The organism is Sulfurospirillum halorespirans DSM 13726, from assembly GCF_001723605.1.
Lineage (GTDB): Bacteria > Campylobacterota > Campylobacteria > Campylobacterales > Sulfurospirillaceae > Sulfurospirillum > Sulfurospirillum halorespirans.
Window position 1 is genome coordinate 19,706 of record NZ_CP017111.1, and the last position, 25,211, is coordinate 44,916.

The window sequence follows — 25,211 nt, forward strand, 5'->3', positions numbered from 1 at the left end:
CATGAAAAAATTTTTACAACTTTTATCTTTTTTAGCACTACTCTGTGCGCCGTTGTCGTATGCGGATGATTTGATGGATGGAATTAACGCGTATGAGAAGAGTGACTATGTCAGGGCTAGCGCTTCTTTTCAAACCTCATGCGAGAGTGGCAACGCCGAAGCATGCTACAATCTTGCCAATATGTACGACAAAGGGCTTGGCGTGAATAAAGATGATCAAAAAGCCGTTACGCTTTTTACCAAAGCATGCGATGGAGGCTTTATGGATAGCTGCTACAACCTTGGTATGATGTACGACAAAGGTGAAGGCGTAAAACAAGACGCTACAAAAGCAGTTTCACTCTACACCAAAACATGCGAAATCGGACATACCAGAGGATGTTATAACCTAGCACTCATGTTCTATAAAGGTCAAGGAGTTCAAAAAGACTTCGTCAAAGCATCTGGATTGTTCCAAAAAACATGCGAGCAAGGCTATGAAGAAAGTTGTTACAATCTAGGCGTAATGTACCGCGATGGACAAGGCGTTATGAAAAGTAAACAACAAGCCCTTGAGCTTTTCAAAAAAGCATGCGACCAAAATCTTCCAATTGCATGTAAAAATTATGAAAAATTGAAAAGCGGTATGTAGGAAATTTGAGGAAAAAAGTTAAAAAAGTGGCGGGCAGAGGGGGAGACAACTCCAATTCTCGTTATAACCAGCAACCCCTTTAAATAAGGGTTTTGAATACATTTTGTTCCTTTTTTTTATGATTATATCACAAAAAAAGTTGGACAAAAAGTTGGACAGTTCAAAAGTAAAATACTTATGAACTTATTCACCCATATTTTTTTTAAACCATGACATCAAGGATAAGACGTTTTTATATCTTTTTGATACACATTGACCACTATAATCAAGTAACAGATATTGACCTTCAACATAGTGCAAACAAAGATCTGACCCACATTTTTCTAAATAGTCTTCGAACAATTCTTCTTTTTCTAAATCTGACATTTTTTCTCCTTTTATTTAAATCATTTTTGAATACCTTTCAAGTAAAACCTTATTACAAATATATAAAAAAATGTTTTTGTAATAGAACTATAACATAAAAAAAAATTAAGTTTAAAAAAAGTCGAAAAAACTTTTTATATCACCAAAAATATTGTTTCTTCTTTTTTGTGAAACAAAAAACACCTTGATAATCTAACTTTTTAACGTAACGTAGTGTAGTGTCAAAAAAGTTAGGTTATCACTGTAAGGTGTTATTTCTATGGACTAAATTTGTGATCTATAATTAAGTGTATACATTTCAAAAGGAGTATACACATATGAAATACAGTTCATTTTTATACAAGGAAATCAACTACACAAAACTTGGGAAACGCATCGCTAGAAAGACATGGAACGGCTACCAACAACTGCTTAAAAGTCTAAAACACTCACTTAGACTACAAAAAGAAGATAAAATTCATATAGATAAAGAAAAAACAAAAAACAACTTCTACTATTCTTGTTTTGAATTTTCAACACAAGATGACTTAATAGGAAAAATAGAAAAAGATATTGAAGAAAAGATACAAAAATTTGAAAATATCACTGATGAAAATGAAAGAAAAAAACAGTTTAAAGACTTTCAAAACGCTAAATACGCTATTTCTAAGAAAATACCTTTAGATATACTGGAACTGGAATTAAAAGAGAGCGATGATGCTGGAACTGTCCTTCATAACGTTGTTTATAAACACAAAATCAAAAACTTAAAATCGAAAGACAAACGAACGTTAAAAACACTAGAACACTATATTTCTATGTCAAAAAGCTATTTTTCTACAAAACAAAAAACACGAAAATATAACAATCAAACTCTTATGAAAGAACTCTTGTTCAAAATTCCAGAAGGGCAGGAATTGACTTTAACAAATGAGGAATGGAACGTAATTATTCATAATTTTAAAAGTCTATATTTTAAAAATTATGACCTTTATTGCTATGCAATACATGGGGATGAAGGAACGGAAGATAAAAGTCACGTTCATTTATTCCTGAGTAGTTATAACAAAGATGCGAATGATTTTGACATACAAAAAAATCTTTTTGAATTTATTTCAAAAAAACATGATTTAAGACTGGATATTAACAAAAACGATGACCATAAAATTTTTATGCAACATTTTCAAGATGATTTTTTTAGTTTTTTTAACGAGCAATTACACTCACTAAAGAAAAAAGAACGCATAAAACAAAACGAATATCTTAATAATGAAGATATAAAAAAACGTCTTTTAATTCAAAATGATGACAAACTAACAATAGACCAAAGACATACGAAATTAATTAATCAAAAGCTCCTAGAACGCATTCAAGAAGTGAAAGACCCTATCAAGATATTAAAATTTGAAACCAGCGAAAAATCTTCCATTTTCTCAAGCGACATCACGCAAAAAATCGAAATTGAAGCAGAAAGCAAAGACGATATAAAAAAAGTCATTAAAGCAATTAAAAACTATTCTAATCTATCAAATTTCATTCAAGATTTAGAACAAAAAAACAGAGAAAAAGATATAAAAATCTTTTCACTAAATCAAAAATTGAATGATGATTACTTCTTTTTTAACAAAAAGGAAAATGACCTATTAGAGCAAATAGATATATTAAAAAATGACAAAAATGAAGATAAAAATAAAATCAAAATGGACTTAATAAAGTCAACCGAGACAAACAAAATTTTAAAAAGTATTCTTCAAAAAATAACAAATGTTGAGATTAATGAAATTGATCAAAACTTGGAATTTAACATTCTCGAACATATTAAGAAAATGCAAAAAATCAAAGATCTCGAAAAAGAAAAATTAGACAATGCTCGTTTAACTAATAAGAAAAAAACAGAAGAGCATGAAGAAGTCAAAAATAAAATAGTTTAAAATTTTACAATACGCCCCCAAACCCCCTAAAGGGGGCTTTTTAGAAAATTACTCTTTTTGCATTCCATTCATAGAATATAAAACCTCATAGAACACTCAAAAACCTCAAAAAAAGACCAAAAGAAATGTTAGACAATACAAAACATCAGAACTGAAAAAATTGATATAGAAATCGCTCTCTTTTAATTCTTTTTCTTTTAGCGCGTAATTTTTCTTTTTCTTGGCTGTGAGTCTATTTACTACAATGTAATAAGCACAAACATATCTAATCAAACTTTTTACGGCTTTGTGAGAAATTTTATGCAAAGAATTTAATGCGGGGAAAGACTTTAAAACGAAGTAAGCAAGCAAAAACAAAACTTTTAAACGTTAATTCACATATGACAAAAAAGACAAACTACATAATTTTGGAGTCAAAAGTTTGCGTTCACAAAAATTCCGTACACTAATAAGTATAGTCATCTTAATATATGAACGAAGTGAATATATTAAGAGATTATAAGTAATTAGTTACCTCTTGAGTATACTCATATGTAACTAACTACATATGAGTATAAAATAATAATATATTTTAATTTTATTGCAATAGACTAAATTTGATTAAAATTCACCAATATATTACAAAGTTGAAAATATTTAGTAAACATTATCCTATAACCACACAATTTCGACCATTATGTTTTGCTTGATAAAGTGCTCTATCAGCACGTGAAAGTAACTCTTTAACTGTATTTTCACCTTCAAATTCAGCAACACCAATACTAATAGTCATATTATTAATATCATTAAAGAGAGTATTTTCTACACAAGCTCTTAATTTTTCAGCAAGTAGAGCTGTTTTATTCTTATCTGTCTCAGGACAAATAATTAAAAACTCTTCACCGCCATAACGTCCAACAATATCACTTTTTCGTAAATTATCAGTTAATATTTTTGCTAAAGTCTGTAATGTAGAATCACCAGTAGGATGACCATAAGTATCATTGATATTTTTAAAATGGTCAATATCAAGAATCATAAATGATAAAGGTTGACGATAACGTTTTGCTCTATTAAATTCACTTTCCATATATTCATCAAGTTTTCTTCGATTATAAATTCCCGTAAGTTTATCTATTTCAGATAAGCGCTCAACTTCTTTCTTAGCGGTTATATCATTACCAATAGCCATATAAGAAACAATTCTATTATTCCCATCTTTAATAGGAAGAATATTTTGTTCCAAATAATATATATCTTCATCTTTATTAAGGTTTTTTAATTCACCTTGCCAATTTTTTCCTGCTTCAATTGTTTCCCAAAGCTCTGAATATAATTCATTCGAAGTATCAGGATGGCGGATGATATTCATTTTTTGACCTATGAGTTCTTCTTTAGAATAACCAGATCTTTTTGCAAAAGCTGTACTTACAGATGTAATGATACTATTCGTTTTTGTCGTAGCGGTAATAACATATTTATCAATAATATCAGCAAATCTTCTTAATTCATGATTTGCTAAAAATAAAGACTTTTGCAATCTTGATGGAGCGATTGAAGCAAAAAATGCTAGAGGAATACTGACTAAAATACTCAGTAATATAATTAAAATACTTGTTTTGATATTAGATGAAAATAATGTACTCTGATAGGCAACTTTTAGTTTTAAAATCAATATAGCTTTATCTTCATTATCCAATATATCATTTAACTGAAAACTATAAAAAGTCTCACCTTTATTTTCCCCTGCAAGTATCTTTTCTGCTTCTAATGGGAATTCATCATATAATCTAATACTAGAATTTGTATACCGTGACCATGAATATTCATCATTTGGATGTGTAATAAAATAACCATCTTTATCAATAATAAAATGATCAAAACTTGTTGATTTTTTTAAACCACTAATCATTTCAGATGCAAGCAAATTAACAATAACCATGCCAACAAATTTATTATCTTTTATAATAGGTTGAGCTACTCTAAATGTTGGTTTATAAGGAACTTCTATTTTCCCATTTTCAATATTAAGATCAATACGGGAGTGCCATATTTTTGCTTCTTTCATATGACTTACAATTTGAAAATAATCTCTTTGACTTTTATCTTGTAAATTTGATTCTTCAACTATAAAAGGCTTGTCATATTTATTTTTTCTATCAACTCGAACTATCTCTTTTCCCTCTGCACTAATAAATCGAGCTTGCATAATAAAATTATTTGACATAGAAATTGCATAAAAAACATTCGTTAAATTATTTCTTTTTTGCTTATCAGGCGATGTAATATATTCTTCCAATGAAGTATTAGTAGACAATGCTTTAACTATTTCATCAAATTTTTCGATATCTGGTTTTAAATAATCAAATTTTTTTATTAATCCAACTTCTTGTGAAGCTTTATCAATATTTTTTTTAATATCAATGAGATTCATGTTATAACCAACAAAAGAACCAAAAAATGCAACCAAAATACCAAAGATTACAAAATATGTAAAAAACATGAGCTTAAAATTTTTATTTGTCATAAGAAAACCTAGTTTTTTGAATTATATTTTTAATAATATCTAGTATTACTATAATCCTAAATTAATACATTAAAATTATGTGTATAACCTTTACTTGTCAAACGAAGTGTAGTTTTAGTCACTATTTAATCCAATTAAAGGCTAGAATACGGACCTTGATGTAAAAATATCTGCAGAACTCTGCTATTCGTCTGATAATAATGATTTGATAGTTATTTTTTTCAACTTTTTCTCCTATTTTCAATGCTTATTTCATATTTTAACTAAAATATAAAAGTTATTTGATTTATACAATCTCTTAATTTTTCTATATTTATTTTATTTTTATTATAAACTGTATGTGTTACATCATTTTTAAAACTGTGTCCCATAAGATACTTTTTAGTTTTTTCGTCGGAATTTGTGTTTAATTCAATTTCTTGTGAAAAGTTTTTTCTAAAACTGTGAAAACTTTTATCTTTATCATTTACTATTTTTTTTAGTCTATTGTTTACTCTTTTACCAGCATTTTTAACTTCATTTTTTTTCTCATAATCAAAAAATAGATATTTATATTTACGGTGTTTTTTTTGATATTCAATTAAATTTTGTATGTTTTTATGAACTGGAATTATTCTTTGATGTTTTTTATTAGTAGTATCATCTAACGTTGTAACATGTATTAAATTATCGTGTATGTCTTCTTTTTTAACACTTAAAACTTCTTCTAATCTCAATCCTGTATAAATCGTAAATTTACACATATTTAAATAAACTTTTTCCATTTTACTGTTAAAAATTTTGTCTATATCTTCTTGTGAATACTCTATTTTTTCACTCTCTTCTTCTTTTAAAGATTTTATATTTTTGAGTGGGTTTTCTGTCAATACCTCTTCGTAAATTAAGTAATCAAAAAATTTACTGTAATTACTCATATGATTATTTATTGTTTTTGTATTTAATACTTCATAGTTTTCTATATCTTTTAATTTTAATACTTCCTCAAAATCTTTTTTATAGTATTTCTCGTATTTGAAAAAATTCGCTGGTAATTCCTGAAATTTCTTTTGAATTTCTTTAAAAAAAGAAAAATTAAAAACAGTATTTTCTTTGATAAAATACTTTAAATATCGAAAAGAAGAATTACTCGTTCTTATTGAATCGTTTGAAACTTTGACAAAATTCTTTCTATAATCTATATACTCACTATAATATCTATCAAGATTAATTAGAACATTATTCTTTATTTTATTAATTTCTTCATCAATTTTTGGAGAATTATCTAGTTTTTTTTCTAAAATTTTTACAATTTCAAAAATCTCATTTTCTTTTCTTTTTTCTAACTCTTCTATTCTCTTGTCGTTCTCGATTTCATCTTTCCATCGCCATTCATAATACTCTTGTTCTTCTTTTTTTGTGGCAAAAGTCATAGTTTCTTTTAGTATTCCTCTCTGACTTTTTGTTAACCCAGATTCGTAAAATTCTTCATCAAATTCGCCATTTTCTTCGTGAATTTTATTAATTTTTTCTTGAATATCTTCTTGAATTTTTTGTAGATATTCAATTGAATTTTTATCTATTTTTTTCGTCATTTTTTCATCTTTTTTCATTTCTATTTTCTCTAAAATTTTATTTTTAAGATTTTTACAATACTCAAAATCACCTGATTTTAAAGATATTTTAAAAGATTTATTATTAAATTTTTTAGAAAAGTAGTAAATGTTCTTTCTTTTATATAAGTATTTTTCTTTTTTTGAAGTTGGACAAAAAGTTGGACAGTTTTGTTTTTGTAAGTTTTTAAATTGTTCAAATGTCGAATTTAAGGTAGTTTGTGAAGTTTCTGGCGGGCAGAGGGGGATTCGAACCCCCGGTGAGTTGCCCCACGGCCGCGTTCCAGGCGACTGGATTAAACCACTCTCCCATCTGCCCATTTTGATAGGACTGGAAGTATAACGATTTTGTGCTTATTTGAGGATTAATGGCTTTACATGTAAAGTCATTAATCCTTTTTTTACGATTTACGAATCGCTTTAAAGCCTTCGATGAGTTTCTCAAAGCCGACTTTACTTGCATTTTCAACGGCACGGAATGTCTGCACACCTTCATTCAAATTGCCATTGTTACTAAAAATATCAACAGCTTTTTTAAGACCTTCATGGACTTTGACGTGATGTTCACTCACTTCGTTGACAACCGTTTGGCTGAGTCTTTGGCTAATGCTTGAGAACCATTTTCCAAATCGGCACGCGGTGTGTCCTAGAATGTTAACATTTTTGCGACCGAGGGCTGCGTTGTAGCCTTTGAGTTTGAGCATGATGTGGTCAATTTTACCATTGCTGACGGAGATTTCATTGGTGACGTTGTCGCATTTGTTGGTAATGCTGACCGAATTTTTGAGCATTGTATTAATTTGAGCATAAAAATCGTCCAATATTTTCATTGAAGCTTTGGATTCACTTTGGAAGGTTTCGCTGGTATCTGCCATCGAGTTGGTATTTTGTTTCAAAACACTAATGTTAGATTCGACCTCCAGTGTCGCTTTTTGAGTACGCTCAGCCAGTTTTCGTACCTCATCGGCTACAACGGCAAAACCACGTCCATGTTCGCCCGCCCTTGCTGCTTCAATGGCAGCATTGAGCGCCAAAAGATTGGTTTGATCGGAAATATCTTTAATGAGATTAATGATGTCACTGATGGCAGAAACACTGCTGGAGAGGTTTTCGACATCGTGGGTAAATTTTTGGGTCAATTCTTGAACTTTTTCGAGCGATGCAGAGATCTCTTTGGTCTGGTTTTCAACATTTTGACCTTCTTGCATGGACGCATCGTTCAGCGTGTTGATCTCGTTGAGCATGGTCAGGCTCTCTTCGACGGTATTTTGTAAAAAATTCATACCATCTTCGTAGCTGGCAAGAAGAATCGTCAGAAGTTCCTCTTTGGTTTGATCCGCTGAAGTTTCTTTTGCTTTTTGCTCCATGTGTTGATTTACATTTTGAAGTTGTTCATTAAGGGTTTTAATTTTTTGAAGTTCGTCTTTGAGTGCTTGGTTTTCACCCTCTAATTCTGAAATACGCTTACTGCCAAACATCGTGTCTCCTTTGGTTTATATGACGAAGATTATAACCAAGAAGCGTGATTTTTGCGTTGTATTTTAATAATACCCCACACAAATTCCATTAGAAAGATTGATCTTTCTTTCAAAAGGAGAAGGGCCAAAATATTTGCACTTTTCGATGTAAATGTGGTAGTTGTAGCTAAGCCCCAGATCATCGTAAAATTTTTGGAGATTGACGAGTTTCACATCGCAGACATCGATGATCTCTAAGGCTTTGTAGATGCAAGAGTTGTTGTGTTCTATGAGGTGTGAGGGTGCGAGACCTGTGTATTTGCAAAAGGCTTGGGACTGCACCATCCCTGTGAGGTTTGTGCACTGCTTCACAATCTCTTTGTATTTTGGAAGGATGCTCTCTTTGCGTAAAAAAACAACGCGTGCGTCATCAAATTTAGCGGCTTCCCCATTTTTCCAGTAACGATACGCATTGGAAGAGATCCCCGCAAGCAGGCTAAACTCTTTGTTTAAAACATAATGGTTCAGCCAATGGTTATGCGTAAGAATGTTCATCTGCATGTTACATCATTTTCATACCCAGTTGCGCAAGGACGATAACAAGCACCAATCCTAGCGGATAAACGGCGGCATATGCGATGGACGGGTAGTCGGTTTTGGTCATATTATTGGCCATCGTTAAAGAGGGTGTCGACGTCATCGCACCTGAGATAACGCCCAAAATATCGATAAAGTTCATCTTTAAAATCGTTTTACATGTAAAGGCGACCAAGCTCATGGAAAATAGCAACGCACCAAGCGCCATAACGATCGGTAAAATTCCGTTATTTTCTAACGATTCGACAAGGTATTTACCAGCATTGGTGCCAAGAGTGGCGATAAAAATGAGCTGACCAAGGGTTTTTAAAAGCGTGGTTGAGTGTGGCGAAAGATTCCACACAATCGGCCCTACGCGACCAAGACGCCCTAAAACAAGCGCGGTAATCAAAATGCCACCCACGAAGCTGAGCTTAATCGCCCCAACACCTGGGATATAAAGAGGAATGCTTCCGAGTAAAATACCAAAAACAACACCAAGTGAGATAGGCAAAAAGTCCGCAGCAGGGTATTTTAAAAGATCATTACCGATCAGTTTTATCACCTTGTCGGTGTAAATTTCAGGGGCAACCACATAGAGTTTATCGCCCAGTCGTAAGGTTAAATCAGGATACGCAGGAATATCAATACCCGCGCGTCTGACTTTTGTAATGATGGCGCGAAGGAATTTGAGCTCTTTAATCATGCCAATTTTTTTACCGACGATCTCTTTGTTGGTGGTTAACAGCCTAAAAACAGACATATTGTCCTGAAATTCATGCTCTTCGCCAATCTCTTCCCCTAAAATAATGCTCAAACTTGCCAGTTGCTCATCGGTACCTACGACCCTGATAACATCGCCAAAACGGAGAGAAACATCATCACTGGTGTGATCAATGATGGTGCCATCCAGTGTCATACGCTCAATCACCGTAGAGGTCATACTCTCGATTTTTGATTTTTTGATTTCAGTCGTTTTGAAATTTTCATTGGTGATGCGAAAATTTCGGGTCAAAATGTCAGGAAAACGGGTTTTTTGCGCCGCTTCATACGCCTCGATCTCTTTGTCGATGTCCACACGAAAGAGCACAGGAAGTACGCGAATCAACAATACCGTTGCTACGATACCAAAGGGATAAACCAAACCAAAGATAACAGAAGTCGTAGGCGTATGTTTGATCTCAAGTGCTGCTGCAAGGGCGGGGACAGAGGTGAGCGCACCTGTAAAAATACCATCGATGATCGTTTTTGGCAGGTCAAAAAAGTAACCAAACCCAAAAATAATCACAAAAAGAAGGAGCAAAAGTGCTGTTGCAATCACGTTGAGCTTGAGACCTTCGTTTTTGATCGTGTCAAAAAAACCAGGGCCGGACTGAAGCCCGACCGCATAGATAAAAATCGCCAGTCCAAAATACTGAAACGCGTCTGAGATAACCATACCAAAATGCCCTGCGATAAGCGCAACGATGAGCATAGCGGTCACATCAAGTGAGAAGCCTCTGATTTTAATATTACCTAAGATATAGCCAACGGAAATGATGGCAAAAAGGTAGAAAATTTCGTTATTAATCATAAAAAAAGTGCCTTAAAAGAATTAGGCGAATTATACCTTATTTTTGAGGTGTGACTTTTAATAAAAGCAGCATCGTGGTTATTCGCTTCAACTAAGATTAAGTTTGCAGTAAGCCTTTGGTTAGTTGAGCGCTTTATAATTGAAACTATAAGTTTAAATTTAATATTTAAACTAAATATAAAATTTGCTCTCAAGCAAAAAAAGGGGAGATTATGCAAATCGCTAAGCTTAGTTTAGTAGCGGCAATGGTTTTGGGTTTTTCAGGTAGTGTATACGCGGCGGATACACTTGCAGATGCATTTAAAAATGGTAAAGTCAATGGCGAACTCAAAGCGTGGTATTGGGATAGAACCAAAGATGTCAGTGGCGGAACATCTTCGCACAATAATGAAAATCTTATCAATACCGCTGTTGTAATTAAATATGTGACAGACTCATTTTATGGACTTAAGTTAGGTGCTACATTCCAAGGCAACTCAATGCCATGGGCTGAAAGTGGTGCAAAAACTGAATTTAAAGACGAAGCAGGTGCGGGGGCTGTTTTATCAGAAGCATATATTGAATATACACTTCAAAACATAACAGCAAAAATTGGACGCCAGATGATTTCAACGCCATTAATTAAAGTGAACCCGTTACGTATTTATACAGAATCTTTTGAAGGGGGAACACTTATTAATAAAGATATCCCTCAAACAACACTTTTTGCTCACTATGTTGATAAATTTCAAGGAAGGTCTAGTTACATCTCAGATAATACAGATCTTGGAAGTGCCCCAACATTTGAGAAAAAAGTTATTTTAGGTGGCGCAGGAACTGCTTCTTATGCTTTTGATGGTGCCTATGGCGTTGGTTTGACAAATACTTCTCTTCAAAATTTAACATTAACTGCACAGTATGTCCAAGTTAATGATGTTCATATGGGCACTAAAAAAGATGATATAACAATGTATTACACAGAAGCAAATTATCTTCTTCCAATGAATAATCTGAAATTAGGTTTTGACGTGAATTACCGGGGCTCAAGAACAGATTCTAATTTAGACAGTTACAATTTTGAAGGTAATATGTTAGGATTAAGATTATCTCTTTTGGATATGTATGGCTTTGGAACTTCTGTTGCATATTCAACTGTTAGTGACAATGATTCTGTTATCATGGGACTTGGTAACGGACCGACAAGTTATACGGCGCTTTGGATTAGAGGACCATATGCCTATTCTTCTTCTTCAGGAATGAATGCTTATAAATTTACGGTAAATTATGATTTTGCGAAAGCAGGTGTTTCTGGTCTAATAGGGGAGCTACAATATATTGATGTTTCTCAAGATAAGCCTTCTGTTACTACAGGTATAAGTGGACTTCAGACTAAAGCAAACAGCCATTCTGATTTCACTGGTTATGCTGCAGGTTTAACATATGATATACCAGCGGTTAAAGGTTTATCTATTCAAATGATTTATGCTGCACTTAAAAAAGAAGCAACAAGTGCAACCAATGTTGTAACAAAAACAGATACTGATGAGTTATGGTTTAACACAAAGTATAAATTTTAATCGATTTTAGTCGAATGAATGACTCCAATTTAAGTTGGAGTCATTCATAATTCTGTTGCAGAATTATGAAAATCTTATTTAAAGACCTCTAAAATGAGAAAATTTTTATTAAAATTTACGCAAAATATTGAAAATTATAAGATTTATCATATCATTATTCTTTTCACAACAGTGTTTATCATTCTTTTTCTGAATGGTATTTATCATATTCGAGAAGAGCATAAAGTTATTGCTACTCAAAATCGCATTTTGATTACAAAAGAGATTGACTTCACAATTTCTTCATGGTTTGAAGCACGCATTAAAAATTTGGAAAATAGTGCAAAATATTTGAGTATGGATGATGTATTAGAAGATGAACGGATATTAGTTGCTTTTATAGAAGTCCTTTTAAATCAACATAAATATTTTGATGCTATTCAAGTTTTGGTTCCTGACGAATACTTTTATGTAAATACGCGTAAAGCAAATGATTACCACGAAAATCCTATTTTCATACATAAAGAAAGCCAATTAAATCCTATGGAAACACCTTGGTACCTTAATACCAAAAAAAATATGCAAACAACCATTACCATCATGGACAAACATGCTACTTTGTTAAAAGAGACAATGAATATTTGTACTCCCATTCAAAAAAATGAACAATTTAAAGGTGTTGTATGTGGCATTTTGAAAACGGATTCTTTATTTGACAGAATTAATCAACTTGATTTTCCCCAAAACGCATATTATTTTGTTAACAATACTGAAGGGAAAATCTTAGCAGGAATCAATAAGCCTGACTTTCAAAAAGAGCTTGAAGAGATTATTCGCTTAAATATGAAAAGTGATTTTAAATTTATTCAAAAAAAAATTGTTATGGAAAACGATGTTTTGACATTAACAAAATTACATAATTTTGATTGGTATATTGGTGTCGGTATGAGTAAAGAAGATATTATGCAAGAAAGTGCACAAAAAGTGACTAGCCATGCTATTTTCTTGTTTTTATGTTTTCTTTTACTTTTACTCATTATTAATACTGCTCATACCTTTTTACGAAAACGAGTCGAACAAAAACAAAAAGAGTATGAATATATGTTAAGTCATCGTTCACGCATTTCGGAGATTGGAAAGCTTATATCGGGTATCAATCATCAGCTTAAACAACCGCTTAATGCAACGGCGTTGGTCGTGAGCAATACGCTGGATATGTCAGAGCGTGAGCTTTTAGACAAACAGACCCTTGAGGAGAATCTTAAGCTGTGCCAGAAGTCGATTACACTGATGGACAAGACCATTGGCATCTTTCGTAATTTTTACCGTTGTAGTGAAGAGATAACGCATTTTAAGCTGTTTGATTGCATTCAAAGTGTTTTACATGTAAAGCATGTTGATCTTTCACGCCACAACATTGTTGTTGAAGTCAATGCAAAAGAGATAGCATCTATTGAAGTTGAATCAATCGAGAATTACATACAGCAAATTTTATTGGTTTTAATTCAAAATGCCAGAGATGCACTGATGCTTGAAGCCAAAAATTTTCCTAAAAAAGAGATCGTACAAAAAATCCACCTGAGCGTTTTTGAAGAGTTTGGTCGTGTGACAATAGACATTTCTGATTGGGGATGTGGTGTTTCTAAAGAGATGAACAGTACCCTCTTTTCAGAATTTAAAAGTTCAAAAAAATACGAAGGCTCAGGCATTGGGCTCTATTTTGCCAAAAAACTAGCCCGTGAAAAACTCATGGGTGATCTCGTGCTCCACAACCGTTTTGCCCCCACCATTTTTCGACTGACATTGGCGCAGTCTTTGTCTTATAAGGAGTCATAATGCATCAAGCCACCTTGAATCTTCTGGGTACCTTTTCGGTTTTGGTTGTCGAAGATGATGAAATTGCTCGCATGATGATCAAACAAGCCCTTAAACCCTACTGTGAATCATTTTACGAAGCATGCGATGGACTTGAAGGGTTGGAGCTCTTTAAAGAGCACCGTATTGATCTGATCGTGACCGATATTCACTTGCCAGGACTCAATGGCTTTGAGATGATGAAGGAGATTTTAGCTCTCAAACCAAGCCAACTTTTCATTGTCATGACATCATTCGATACAGATCAAAATATCATTCACAGCATGCACGAAGGTGCGTGTAGTTTTTTGCGTAAACCTATCGATATTAAAGAGCTTCAAACCGCTCTTTTAATGAGTTCATCTAAAGTAACGCAGTCGCTTAAATCATTAAGTTCTGAGATAACCGTTGATTATCGCAAAGAGTTGATACTCAAAAATGGGGAGCCTATTTTTCTTTCGCAAAAACACCACAAGATTTTTTGGTTACTCTGTTATAACCAAGAACGATTGGTCACCTACGAGATGTTTGAGGACTATGTTTACGCCGGTGAGTCGATCAACAAAAGTGTTTTGCACGTTTCTATCTTGAGAATCAAACAGCAGTTAGGCAAAATTTTAATTGAAAATAGCGTTAATATGGGCTATATCTTAAAACCATGGCTCAGTGATTGATGGCTTACATGTAAAGATTTTAGAGATCGTTTTGGAGGAGAAAAGGTGGTACGTTGTACCACCTTTTCTTGTTATTTAAAAGCAGATTGTATATCGATACTTAATGCTCTATAGCCAATACTTTTACTATCCACAAATTTCATTTCAAATAATTCGTCTTTCGTTCCATATTTGAATTCGTGTAAATATGGGATAACACTACCTTTACCTGAACGGAAAGCTTGAAGATCGCCAAGTCCAGCTGTTGCAGAATATACCATCATTGAATCGGTTTTAGGTTGATATTCAACGACTGAAGTAATTGGACTATACCATTCAAAACCTCTCTCTTTACCAAACTCCCAGACTTGTTGTACGGTCATGTTTTTTTCATCAACAACATATTCAACAGCACGAGAATATTTCATAGATGGCATCGCAGGCTGTTCCATACCACGGGAATCGCCATTATCAAATACACTGACATGCACTTTCCCAGGTTTTGATTTTTCATTGATTTTATAAGCTGTGTGCTGTGTCCATGACCAGTCAAATGTACCCTCACACTTACTGCTCTCACACTTAATTTTGTTGCCTTTTAAATCTACTGGCACTAAAACTTTTGAAGAAAGATCTTTATTCCAACCTTCAGGACTTGCAATAATCCATTTAACTTTTTTATCACGACCAATTTTTACAACTGCGGATTGATTTCGTGTGGAAATAATGATGGAATCATCGGTTTCATCATAATTAACAGAGTTAACATGTGCCCAGTTGCGCCCTGCACCAACGCCTGTAACATCACCCCAAGGTGCATTTGGTCCTTCCATATCTTCTTTATTAGCCGTATGACCTGCTTGTGATGCGTCTATATTCAGACATACCGCACCCTGATCCATGGCTAAAAGATTGTTGTCTCGGTAAGGATCAAGAATTTCGAATAACTTCCATTCATCTACAACATTACCTTCTTTATCTGTTTCCAAAATAATATCACGCACTGTTCTAACATCTTTACCATCTTTACGTTTATAATCTGCAGATGCAACGCGCATTAAATAATGACCTTTTGCAGTCTCTTCCATATGGTGGCTAAAGTCAATGTAGCTGTTAGGCAATTGTCGATTGAAAATTTCTCTTCCCATAAGGTCATATTTATAATAAGCTTGGCTAGATCCCCAAAGTAATGAACCATCTTTGGTTTGGTCAAAGCCCATTAAATTACCTTTTTTACGAATATCATTCGGGTCTCTAAACTTATCAACATTCAAATACCATCTTATATCACCATTGGTATCAACGATCCACACATAGGACTCATAATCCCATTCCAATGCGCCACCAACAGGATTATTCCATACAACTTGAGAAGAATTTGGCAACCCAGAAACTAAGTGGTTCATAAGGTACAATTTATCTTTTACACTTTTATCCGCTGGCTTGACAACAACCGCCTTTGGTAATGTTGTTTTTTGACCAGTTCCAGAACCATAGACCGTAATGGGAGGCGCATAAATTGTATAGGTCTCTTTCACATCTTGAGGTGTAGAACCTGCTTGAGATTTTTTATAAGAGACTTCAACACTATTTTGATAGTCTGGATAAAGACCCCATACAGGAATACCACCATTTTGTAAAATCTTAGTATTGGCAACCTGATATGTAATAGGAATACCAGAATCCCCTTTACCTTTGACTGTTACCGTCACATCTGTTAACGAGAAGCCAGCACTTCTAATTAACGCAGTCAACGGGGCAACACCATAAGGATCCATTTGAACAGCACCTATTTGACCTACACTTTTATAGGTAGTAGGTCCACTAGCCCCTCCTGCTGCTAGAATAATCGATGGAGTGACACTCAAGATTAATCCTGCCACTAAAGCAGAAGATAACATCTTTCCAATTTTCATAAAATCTCCTTTTTGAAATTTTTCTTTAAATTATTATCTAGTTTAAAGAACTTAGTGTAAGTATAAATCAGAGGACTAACGAGGGCATAACTCTAAGATTAAGATTGACTGAAAAAGGGTTACATGTAAGATTAAGAAGACACGCTAAGGGGCTAGCTAGCGTGTCCAAAACAGGAGATAAAGATGACATCGGGGCATTGATGTCACTAACGACTCTCTAAGATGCCCAATACCGTTGATAGAGAGTCAAGTAGTGGGCAGGGTTGGTATTAATGGATTAGATTTTGAAGCGATTGAGCTCGTTATCAAGGCGTAAAGTCATCTGCTCTAGATGTTGGCTGGAAGTTGCAACCTCTTCGACACTACGAGCGTTAGAGCGTGTAAGGGTATCGATCTCTTGAATTTTTTGAATCATAAAACTAATGCTTTCAAAAATATGATGGTACTCATCGACTCCTTTATGGCTCGATTGAATCGTTGATTGCATAATAACGGCGTTATTGTTAACCATTTTTTCAAGCGCTGAAGAAGCAGATGAGAGATGACATATCTCTTGTGCAACAGTGTCTAGATCGGTGCTTGCATCCATGATGGATTGTACTACAAGATTGATGGTAGAATTAATCTCAGAGAGAGATCTTTGTGTGCTATCTGCTAGTTTCCTCACCTCATCTGCAACAACAGCAAAACCACGTCCATACTCACCTGCTCTTGCTGCTTCAATGGCAGCATTTAAGGAGAGAAGACTGGTTTGATCGGCAATATCGCTGATAATATCTAAAATATTTTTAATCTCATTGGTGTTTTTGCTGGTAAAGCTCAGTTTCTCTGCAAGCCTAGACTCTTTATCGGATGTTTCCATGAGTTTTTGATTGAGAGAGATCATGTCCTTGGTAATGGTGGCAAGATTGCTATCGACTTTTACCAATTGCTGATTGTTATCATTCACTTTTTCGACAGAAGCGGTGATATTTTGAAGTACTTTTTCGCCAGAAACGCGTGTTTCATTCACAGACATACTCTGCTCCTCCGAGCGTTTGCCCACTTCCAATGATGTCGATGAAAGCTCGGCTGCAATGGAAGCATTTTCAGCACTGGTATGTTTGGCTTGAAGCAGTAAATTTTGAATTTTTTCGATAAAAAGATTGATATTGTTGGCAATGTTGCCCAGCTCATCTTGACGGGTCACTTGAAGACGCTGTGTCAAATCCCCCGTGCCATGACCCAAATCTTGTACCATCAGATCAAGCTTTTGCAGAGGTTTGAGCTGGTGTCCTAGAAAAGCGTAGAGAACAAAGATAGCGATGATAAAAAAGCCAATAGTGATGTAAATAAGAATGCTTGCTCGATGGTTGAGATCAGCATAAGCGGTATCTTCATCAATGGCCATAACAATCTTCCAGCCTGTTTGCTCGATCGTATTGAAGAACATAAGTTTTGCATTATCTCCTTTATGATATTGCAAAAAGCCCGATTTTTGAGTGATAATAGGTGCAAGATTGGGATTTTTTTCTTGAAGAACGGTGTTGATGAGCGCTTTTTCAGGATGGTAGATGACGGTTCCATCTGCTTTAAGCAAAATGGCATACCCTCCATCATAGGTTATAGAAGAAACTTTGCGAATGGCTTCCTCTATGGGCAGAGATAATACGACAAGGCTTTCATCTTGGATTGGTGCAGTTAGCGCGATAAATGGGTCTTTTGTACGTGGATTTTCAAAAATATCTGAATATGCAGGTTTAAATTGATGTTCTTTTGCAGAATTAAATGCCGATCTTTCTCGAAACATTTTTTCAGTTAATTGCGTTGAACCAGAGCTATTGATTGGAGCTTTTCCAACAAAATAGGCTAATGTAACATCACTTTTAGCCCCTTCTTTTGCTAAATTAAGATATTTGAGAACCTCTTCAGTAGGTAATTGGCTCATATCTTTTAGAGCGTTGCCTAAGGCGATTGTAATGTTCATTTTATTGTTGAACCACTCGTCAATATTCATTTTTATCGTTAATGCTTCAACATTAAGCTTTGCATGAATGGCAGCAGTTGTCGCATCTTTCATCATCTTATAATTGATAAAAGAAAATACACTAAATCCTAGTGTAATGCCAATTAAGGCGTATAGAGTGATTTTTTGTTGTAGCTTCATGGCGAACCTTCCTAATAATTACATTGAAATTCTCATAAGTGCAAAAATTATAGATCGAGGTTCTTACGGCACTCTTGCATGAATCTTAATATTAACTTTATTTTAGAAGTTAGCTCAAACAAAATAGACATTTGGTTTGAGCTAAGAGGAGTATGATCGAGGTTTATTTAGCTTTAATCAGTTTGACAATCCAACTCGCACCCATAGCGCCAAGTAGAATAAAGCAAACGATGTAGGCAAAGAGGCACGCTTGGGCCATATTGACCGAATGAGATGCTGGGAAAAGGTACCAACCATCCGCATAAAAATCAACAAGGAATTGTTGTAAAACACTGAGTTCAACGCCATCTGGAACAATCGGGCTATCAAATCCACAATCGCCTGTGGGTTTAAACCAATCGGGTGCCCATGTGTCCATAGGAAGACCAAAAGGAAAACGAGGCTCCGCTGAGCAGCCTTGAACACCAAAGGGATTATCGCTGTGCGCGGCATGGTGAATGGCATTAAGCTTTGTGCTATACATAATACCTTGAATAATCCCCCAAAATCCAAAGACATAGCCAATAATTTTTAAGGCAATATTTTTAGGATCAATGGCTGTAACTAACCCACCAATTGCCATACATAAAAAGGCAAAACGAATGTAAACGCACTGTTCACATGGTTTCATATAGACATAGTGTTGAAACAGTGTATGCGCAACTAAGATTAAAAAGATACTAGCTCCTGCCATAACGAGCCATAAAAAACGCTCATCTTGCCATTTTGCAACCGTACCCATTGGGCAGGATTTGAACTCCTGCCACATGCTTTTAAAAAAATTCATGGTGTATCCCTTATTTGGTAAGAAGCTCTTTAATAAGCTCTACCATATTGTCAGGTGATGTGATAGATGCTGTTTTAATCAAATATTTTCCGTTGACAACAAAGGCAGGAACACCTTGGATTTTGGCGACTTCGTAGCTTTGTTCCCACTCTGCAAGAAGTGCTTTCACTCGTGGATCTTCTTTAGCAGTATCAAACTCGGCTTTGCTTAAACCACTCGCTTTAAGTCCTGTCTCCAAGAAGCTCTCGGCACCTGCATCCCAATGCTCTTTTTTATCATGGTATGCATTGTAGTATGCCATTTTTGCTTTTTTGAATTGTGATTTTTCATCAAAAGCAGATTTGAGTCCGTTGTCTTGATCTTTTACTAATAATGTTGCAAAAAGTTGGCTAGCAGTTTCACCATATTTGCCTTTTGTTTTGAGGTGAAATGGTCTAAATGTGACACCTTCTGGTAGTTTTGGAACGATCACAGGTGTAACGGCTTTGTCGTATTTGTAGCAGAATGGACAATCATAACTAAAGACTTTGATGAGTGTTTTATCTGCATTTGCAATCGGCTTTTCAAGCTTCACATAATCTGTACCTTCTGTGAAACCAAAACAAGCTGTAGCAACGAGCAGACTTAACGCTAAACCTTTTGCAAGTGATCTTGGTAATTTGAAACCCATGGTAACTCCTTTAAACTTTAAATTTGAAACCATTATAAAGGAGTGAACTAACATAGGTATCACGTACATATTAAATTTTACTTAAATAGAAAGTTTATTTTTTAAAATGAGTTTGCATCGTTACATGTAAAGGCAAAAAGAGAAGAAGAGCCCTGTATTTTAATACCTAAGGCTCTTAAGAAGAATCGCTAAAAATTAAAAATCTTTCTCGATTTTAAACGCATCAAAGATGATGTCAATGGCAGACATGCGCGCACCGTGGTTGGTCGCATCCAAAATTTCGCCATCGGTATAGCCAAGATCACGCAAAGCTTGAACATCTTTGGCTTCAACGTTGTGTGGTGTACGTACCGCTTTGAGAACAAACAGTAGCATCGCTTTTTCTTTGGCATCCAATTTGGCATCGCTTGGATTGGCACGCATCGCTTCGACCTCTTTGGGACTCCAGCCCAGCATATTGATGAGAATTGAAGCGTTAAAATCGACACAATAGCTACAGCTGTTTTTATCGGAAATCAGCATACGAATGCTTGCTAAAAGCGGCATCGAGAGGGCTTTTTGTTTGACCATGTAGTATTCGATGAAACTCATTTGCTGTTTGATGAGCTCTGGACTTGCACTAAAGATTTGCGCTGAATTGCTTACGCGTCCTCGCATCGCTTCTATTTTTCCATAAAGCTCGGCGAGCTCACCTGTGGCGTTTTCGGGTTTGACGGTAGTAATTAATGGCATCATGTCTCCTTAGTGATTTAGAAAATTTTGAATGTTTTGTGCAACCAAATTCATAAGAGCCGTGCGTGCTTCAACGCTTGACCATGCGATATGCGGCGTCATAATCAGACGCTCAGGATGCTTTACATGTAAAAGCGGATGATCCTTTTGCATCGGCTCAGTTTCAAGGACATCAAGTCCTACGTAAAGCTCTTTTTCATCGATGATTTTTGCAAGGGCTACCTCATCGATGATGCCGCCGCGTCCGACATTGACAAGCACGGAACCCTCGCTTATCATGGCGAGGGCGTTCATATCGATAAGCCCTTTGGTTTGAGCATTGAGTGGTGCGTGAATACTGATAACCGCGCAGGTTTGAAGCATCTCTTCTAAGCTAAGTCGTTGTAAGAGCGCATCATTGTTGGCGCCACTGGTGGAGAAGTAAACAACCTCCGATCCAAATGCCGTCGCAATCTTCGCCACCTCTTTACCAATCGTTCCAAGCCCGATAATTCCCCAACGTTTGCCTTTAAGTTCCCAAAATGGACGCTCGATATGCGTAAATGTCGGTGCTTCAACCCAGCCACCTTTTTTAACAAATGCGTCGTAATAACCGCAACGACCGATAAGGCTAAGTGCTAGCATGATCGTCGTTTGCGCTACGGACGCAGTGGAGTAGCCTGCCACATTTTTAACCACGATGCCCTTTTCGCCTGCATGCACCAAATCAACATTGTTCGTTCCCGTTGCCGTGACGCAAATGAGCTGAAGCTTGAGGCACGCATCCATCGTCGCGGCATCGATAAGTACTTTATTACTCAAAACGATGTTCGCATCGGCGATATGCGCAACACACTCTTCGGGTGACGTGGTTTCGTAAGTGTGAAACTCCCCAAAGGATTTAAAGAGGCTTAGGTCAATATCTTTTCCCATCGTTTGGGCATCTAAAAAAACGATTTTCATACATTAATCCTTTTTAAGTAATGGTATCCATTCGTTTAGCGTTAAAACGCGACTAAATCCAAACGCCTGAGCGACTAAAAAGGCTCGGTGTAACGCTTCTGCACTCACGCTTCCTGCATTGTTCTCAAAATCCAGTGTGCCATTGGCATCGCTGAGAAATTCAACATTATATCCAAGCTGTGAAGCATCCCTTGCCGTGGCATCGCAGCAGTTTTGCGTCATGTATCCGATGATGGAAACCGTGTCAATACCAAGAGCTCTAAGCCTGTAGTTTAAGTCCGTTCCCACAAAAGAGCTCGCATGGTTTTTTTCGATGTAAAGGTCGGGTTTAATGGCTTTGATCTCATCGTGAAATTCCCACAGATGGCTTTTTCGTACAAATGCCCCCGCATTTTCTTGAAGACTTGTGTGTTGCATAAAAACGATAAAAATCCCCGCTTTTTGCGCTTCAGCAATGGCGGTTTTGATTCTCTCAAAACTATTGGGCGGGTAGCTAATGGGCAATGTGCCACCTTCAAAATACTCATTTTGGACATCTACAACGATAAGCGCTCGTTTCATAAAACCCCCTTGACTGTTTGGTCAAGTGCCATTTTAACAAAAATTGACCAAACAGTCAAGGGGCGTAAAACTATGTTATAATTTGCCTAGAATATAAAGGAAGAATTATGAAAACGACACGCGACAAGCTTATAAACGCAACATTTGACGAGGTCTTTTCACATGGCTATCAAGGTGCATCGCTCTCCGACATCTTAGCCAAAGCAGGCGTGCACAAAGGCTCCATGTACCACTTTTTTGCCAATAAAAAAGAGATGGCACTCGCCTCCATCGAAGAGACAATCCTTCAAAGAAATGCCGAAAAATACCGTTACGTCGAAACCTACACCAACGGCTTTTTAGAAGAGTTTTACACACGCCTACGCGACACCTCTGTGCGAGACTTCAAACGCGGATGCCCCATCGCCAACATCGTCCAAGAGATGTCCAACATCGACGAAGATTTCAACACACTCATGAAGTCCATCTACGGAGCTTTTCGCGCCAACATTAAAGCCATTTTAGACAAAGCGATTGAAGTAAACGAGATGAAAACGTGCGATACAACCAAGCTCGCCCTTTTTATCACTTCGACCATTGAAGGCGCTATTTTAGCAGCCAAAGCGAGTGGAAATGCTCAGGATTATGTTGATGTGATTGAAGAGTTGATTGAGCATATTGAGGGGAAGAGATGAAAATAGCGAAAATTACAAAAAATGATTTACCACAACTATCAACGCTTTTTATGGAGTTTATAGGAATAAAAAGCAATCTTGACAAAATGTCTTCAAGTTTGGACGTCATAATGGCAAATCCAAATTATAGTGTATTGGGCGCAAAAATAGACGGTGATTTAGTTGGTTCAGCTATGGGAATTATTTGCTTTGACCTAGTGGGAGAATGCCAACCTTTCATGGTTATAGAAAATGTTGTCGTTGCTGAGCATGCAAGGGGCAAAGGCGTTGGAAAGGCACTTGTAAGTGCTTTGGAAAGTGAGGCGTCGAAAGCTCATTCTCATTACATAATGCTAGTATCTTCAGCGAGTAGAGTAGATGCTCATGGGTTTTACAAGTCGCAGGGGTATGATACTGACGGATTTAGGGGATTTAAAAAGTATATAGTGTAAAACTTAGCAATATCGGAGTAGTTTTATCTCTCCGATTTTTCTACAATACCCTAAACGCAAAGCAAAAGAGGTTCGATGAAAGAGAGTACGCGAGAGGATTACGTTCGCTTGGTGTATAAAGTTGTTTTTTACATCGAGCAGAATGCAGACAAAGAGCTTAGCCTTGAAGAGTTAGCCAAGGTGGCTGGGTTTTCAAAGTACCATTTTCATCGTATTTTCAAAGCTGTTACGAGAGAAAACATCGGCGATTTTATTGCTCGGGTGAGGCTGGTTTATTCGGCGTGGAAGCTCAAAACTGAGCCTAAGATCACCGATGTAGCACTCTCGTGTGGGTTTGAAACCAATGCTTCTTTTAGCAAAGCGTTTAAAAACCGTTTTGGCATGAGTCCACGTGCGTATGCGACGATGCTCAAAGCGAAAAAAGGAGTGGTTATGCTAAAACCTACTATTGTCGAGTTTAAGCCTTTGAGTGTTTTTTATGTGCGAAAAACGGGTGCATATGAAACCTCTTCATGCGAGGCGTGGAATACCTTGATGGTGTTTGCGTATGAGCAAAAGATGAAGTTGCATAAAAATATTATGGGCAAAGCGACGATGCACTTTGGTGTTGGGCACGATAACCCAAGTTTGGTCGAACAAAATTTACTGCGTTACGATGCGTGCATTACGTGTGAGGATGAGAGTATTGAGCTCAAAGGCGAAGTCTTTAAAAAGGTGCTGGATGGTGGTAAATGTGCCATGTTTTTGCACAAAGGGGCGTATGAAAACCTAAAGGCGACCTACGCTCAGATTATGGATTGGGTGGTGAGTGAGGGGGTTGGGCTTCGCGATGCACCTTTGTTTGAGAAGTACCTCAACCGCGACCCAAGACGCACGAAACCTGAGAACTTGCGTACTGAGATTTATGTGCCGATTGTTTAGAAAAACGTTTTTACATGTAAAGATTTTTTGCGTAGAAAATCCCTAGCGTTTGCGCCCTGTCAATAAAAAGATAGGGTAATCTCCATAAGGTTTTTTCGCCACGCTGACAATTTCGATAGAGACATCCTCAAATCCTGCATTTTGAGCCCAAGTCGCAAACTCCTCTTGGTCAAAACCAAAGTGAAACACGCCCATATCTTCGGTGTGGAAAGTACCGTCTTCTTTATCCAAATCCGCCAGAGCAAGGGTACCTCCACGGTTGAGTAAGCGGTGAAATTTGTGAAAGAGGGCTTGCACATCTTCGACATGGTGAATCGTCATCGAAGAGATGATGCCATCAAAGTTCTCATCCAGCTCGCTACTGACCAAGTCAAGCTCTAACATGTTCAGCTCACAATCCAGTTGCTCTTTTTTGGCACGAAGCGCTTCATTCATCGATGGGGAAATATCTATCGTTGTCATTTTGCGCACAAAGGGAGCGATCTGCTCCGTTAAAAGCCCTGTACCTGAGCCAAAATCCATCACATGGGTTGTTGTTTTATCATACGTGAGTCTCTCTAAAATAGCTTCGCCAATGTTTTTGACATTGTTCGTGCGTGCAGCTTCGTTTTCATATAGTTTTGATTTTTCATGAAAATAGTCTTTTTTGGGTTGCATAAGTAGCCTTTTCAAGGAGATGAAAAAGTATAACACAGGTATATGAGGAAGAAAATTAACCTCAAAAACTACATAGTGCTTTTTG

At 36.1% G+C, this 25,211-nt stretch carries 22 protein-coding genes and 1 tRNA gene; 8 read left to right on the forward strand and 15 right to left on the reverse strand.

Annotation, left to right across the window (positions count from 1 at the left end):
• Position 1 precedes the first annotated feature (1 nt).
• A complete protein-coding gene (locus tag SHALO_RS00100; RefSeq protein WP_069476832.1) occupies positions 2–631 on the forward strand; it encodes a tetratricopeptide repeat protein in 630 nt (209 codons plus the stop codon).
• Positions 632–814: 183 nt separating this feature from the next.
• On the opposite strand, the gene SHALO_RS00105 is transcribed toward SHALO_RS00100, so the two are convergent.
• Entirely contained in the window at positions 815–997 is a 183-nt protein-coding gene (locus tag SHALO_RS00105; RefSeq protein WP_069476833.1) for a hypothetical protein, read from the reverse strand.
• Positions 998–1,314: 317 nt separating this feature from the next.
• Here SHALO_RS00105 and SHALO_RS00110 point away from each other — a divergent pair, with 317 nt between their 5' ends.
• Positions 1,315–2,907 (forward strand): hypothetical protein, encoded by a 1,593-nt coding sequence (locus tag SHALO_RS00110; RefSeq protein ID WP_069476834.1) that lies wholly within the window; start codon positions 1,315–1,317, stop codon positions 2,905–2,907.
• Between the two features lie 646 nt (positions 2,908–3,553).
• Here the strand turns inward: SHALO_RS00110 and SHALO_RS00120 are convergent.
• From SHALO_RS00120 to SHALO_RS00140, 6 genes are all read right to left on the reverse strand, one after another.
• Complete coding sequence (locus SHALO_RS00120) at positions 3,554–5,413, reverse strand: sensor domain-containing diguanylate cyclase (protein WP_069476836.1); 1,860 nt, start codon at positions 5,411–5,413, stop codon at positions 3,554–3,556.
• 263 nt (positions 5,414–5,676) lie between these two features.
• On the reverse strand, positions 5,677–7,002 hold the full coding sequence (locus SHALO_RS15180) for a tyrosine-type recombinase/integrase (RefSeq protein WP_084010623.1): 1,326 nt from the start codon (positions 7,000–7,002) through the stop codon (positions 5,677–5,679).
• A gap of 231 nt (positions 7,003–7,233) precedes the next feature.
• A tRNA-Ser gene (locus SHALO_RS00125) sits at positions 7,234–7,321 on the reverse strand.
• An 82-nt stretch (positions 7,322–7,403) separates the two neighbouring features.
• Positions 7,404–8,480, reverse strand: coding sequence for a methyl-accepting chemotaxis protein (locus tag SHALO_RS15580; RefSeq protein WP_069476837.1), 1,077 nt, complete (start codon positions 8,478–8,480; stop codon positions 7,404–7,406).
• A 63-nt stretch (positions 8,481–8,543) separates the two neighbouring features.
• Positions 8,544–9,020 (reverse strand): cheVAW transcriptional regulator CheQ, encoded by a 477-nt coding sequence (cheQ, locus tag SHALO_RS00135; RefSeq protein ID WP_069476838.1) that lies wholly within the window; start codon positions 9,018–9,020, stop codon positions 8,544–8,546.
• Position 9,021: 1 nt separating this feature from the next.
• The gene (locus tag SHALO_RS00140; protein WP_069476839.1) at positions 9,022–10,608 is read right to left on the reverse strand and encodes an aspartate:alanine exchanger family transporter; all 1,587 of its coding nucleotides are present in this window, start codon (positions 10,606–10,608) and stop codon (positions 9,022–9,024) included.
• 212 nt (positions 10,609–10,820) lie between these two features.
• Between SHALO_RS00140 and SHALO_RS00145 the strand changes: the two genes are divergently transcribed.
• The 3 genes from SHALO_RS00145 to SHALO_RS00155 all read left to right on the forward strand — a co-directional run bounded on the left by SHALO_RS00145 (position 10,821) and on the right by SHALO_RS00155 (position 14,671).
• On the forward strand, positions 10,821–12,164 hold the full coding sequence (locus SHALO_RS00145) for an OprD family outer membrane porin (protein ID WP_069476840.1): 1,344 nt from the start codon (positions 10,821–10,823) through the stop codon (positions 12,162–12,164).
• Positions 12,165–12,257: 93 nt separating this feature from the next.
• Positions 12,258–13,979, forward strand: a complete 1,722-nt coding sequence (locus tag SHALO_RS00150) for a sensor histidine kinase (RefSeq protein WP_069476841.1) — start codon at positions 12,258–12,260, stop codon at positions 13,977–13,979.
• The gene (locus tag SHALO_RS00155) at positions 13,979–14,671 is read left to right on the forward strand and encodes a response regulator transcription factor (protein WP_069476842.1); all 693 of its coding nucleotides are present in this window, start codon (positions 13,979–13,981) and stop codon (positions 14,669–14,671) included. The genes SHALO_RS00150 and SHALO_RS00155 overlap by 1 nt, the downstream gene beginning before the upstream one ends.
• 71 nt (positions 14,672–14,742) lie before the next feature.
• Here SHALO_RS00155 and SHALO_RS00160 read toward each other — a convergent pair whose 3' ends face one another.
• From SHALO_RS00160 to SHALO_RS00190, 7 genes are all read right to left on the reverse strand, one after another.
• A complete protein-coding gene (locus SHALO_RS00160) occupies positions 14,743–16,566 on the reverse strand; it encodes an aryl-sulfate sulfotransferase (RefSeq protein ID WP_069476843.1) in 1,824 nt (607 codons plus the stop codon).
• A gap of 277 nt (positions 16,567–16,843) precedes the next feature.
• The gene (locus SHALO_RS00165; protein WP_069476844.1) at positions 16,844–18,712 is read right to left on the reverse strand and encodes a methyl-accepting chemotaxis protein; all 1,869 of its coding nucleotides are present in this window, start codon (positions 18,710–18,712) and stop codon (positions 16,844–16,846) included.
• A 163-nt stretch (positions 18,713–18,875) separates the two neighbouring features.
• Positions 18,876–19,538, reverse strand: coding sequence for a protein-disulfide oxidoreductase DsbI (gene dsbI / locus SHALO_RS00170; protein WP_069476845.1), 663 nt, complete (start codon positions 19,536–19,538; stop codon positions 18,876–18,878).
• 10 nt (positions 19,539–19,548) lie between these two features.
• Complete coding sequence (locus SHALO_RS00175; protein WP_069476846.1) at positions 19,549–20,208, reverse strand: thiol:disulfide interchange protein DsbA/DsbL; 660 nt, start codon at positions 20,206–20,208, stop codon at positions 19,549–19,551.
• A 195-nt stretch (positions 20,209–20,403) separates the two neighbouring features.
• Positions 20,404–20,943 carry a carboxymuconolactone decarboxylase family protein gene (locus tag SHALO_RS00180; RefSeq protein ID WP_238585260.1) on the reverse strand — a complete coding sequence of 180 codons (540 nt, stop codon included), beginning with the start codon at positions 20,941–20,943 and terminating at the stop codon, positions 20,404–20,406.
• Positions 20,944–20,949: 6 nt separating this feature from the next.
• Positions 20,950–21,882 carry a D-2-hydroxyacid dehydrogenase gene (locus SHALO_RS00185; RefSeq protein WP_069476848.1) on the reverse strand — a complete coding sequence of 311 codons (933 nt, stop codon included), beginning with the start codon at positions 21,880–21,882 and terminating at the stop codon, positions 20,950–20,952.
• Between the two features lie 3 nt (positions 21,883–21,885).
• Entirely contained in the window at positions 21,886–22,443 is a 558-nt protein-coding gene (locus SHALO_RS00190) for a cysteine hydrolase family protein (protein WP_069476849.1), read from the reverse strand.
• Between the two features lie 107 nt (positions 22,444–22,550).
• Between SHALO_RS00190 and SHALO_RS00195 the strand changes: the two genes are divergently transcribed.
• The 3 genes from SHALO_RS00195 (at position 22,551) to SHALO_RS00205 (ending at position 24,469) form a co-directional block, all read left to right on the forward strand.
• Positions 22,551–23,117, forward strand: coding sequence for a TetR/AcrR family transcriptional regulator (locus SHALO_RS00195; protein ID WP_069476850.1), 567 nt, complete (start codon positions 22,551–22,553; stop codon positions 23,115–23,117).
• Complete coding sequence (locus SHALO_RS00200; protein ID WP_069476851.1) at positions 23,114–23,548, forward strand: GNAT family N-acetyltransferase; 435 nt, start codon at positions 23,114–23,116, stop codon at positions 23,546–23,548. Before SHALO_RS00195 ends, SHALO_RS00200 begins: the two co-directional genes overlap by 4 nt.
• Positions 23,549–23,623: 75 nt before the next feature.
• Complete coding sequence (locus tag SHALO_RS00205; RefSeq protein ID WP_069476852.1) at positions 23,624–24,469, forward strand: AraC family transcriptional regulator; 846 nt, start codon at positions 23,624–23,626, stop codon at positions 24,467–24,469.
• A 42-nt stretch (positions 24,470–24,511) separates the two neighbouring features.
• On the opposite strand, the gene SHALO_RS00210 is transcribed toward SHALO_RS00205, so the two are convergent.
• Entirely contained in the window at positions 24,512–25,126 is a 615-nt protein-coding gene (locus tag SHALO_RS00210) for a class I SAM-dependent DNA methyltransferase (RefSeq protein WP_069476853.1), read from the reverse strand.
• Positions 25,127–25,211: the final 85 nt, after the last annotated feature.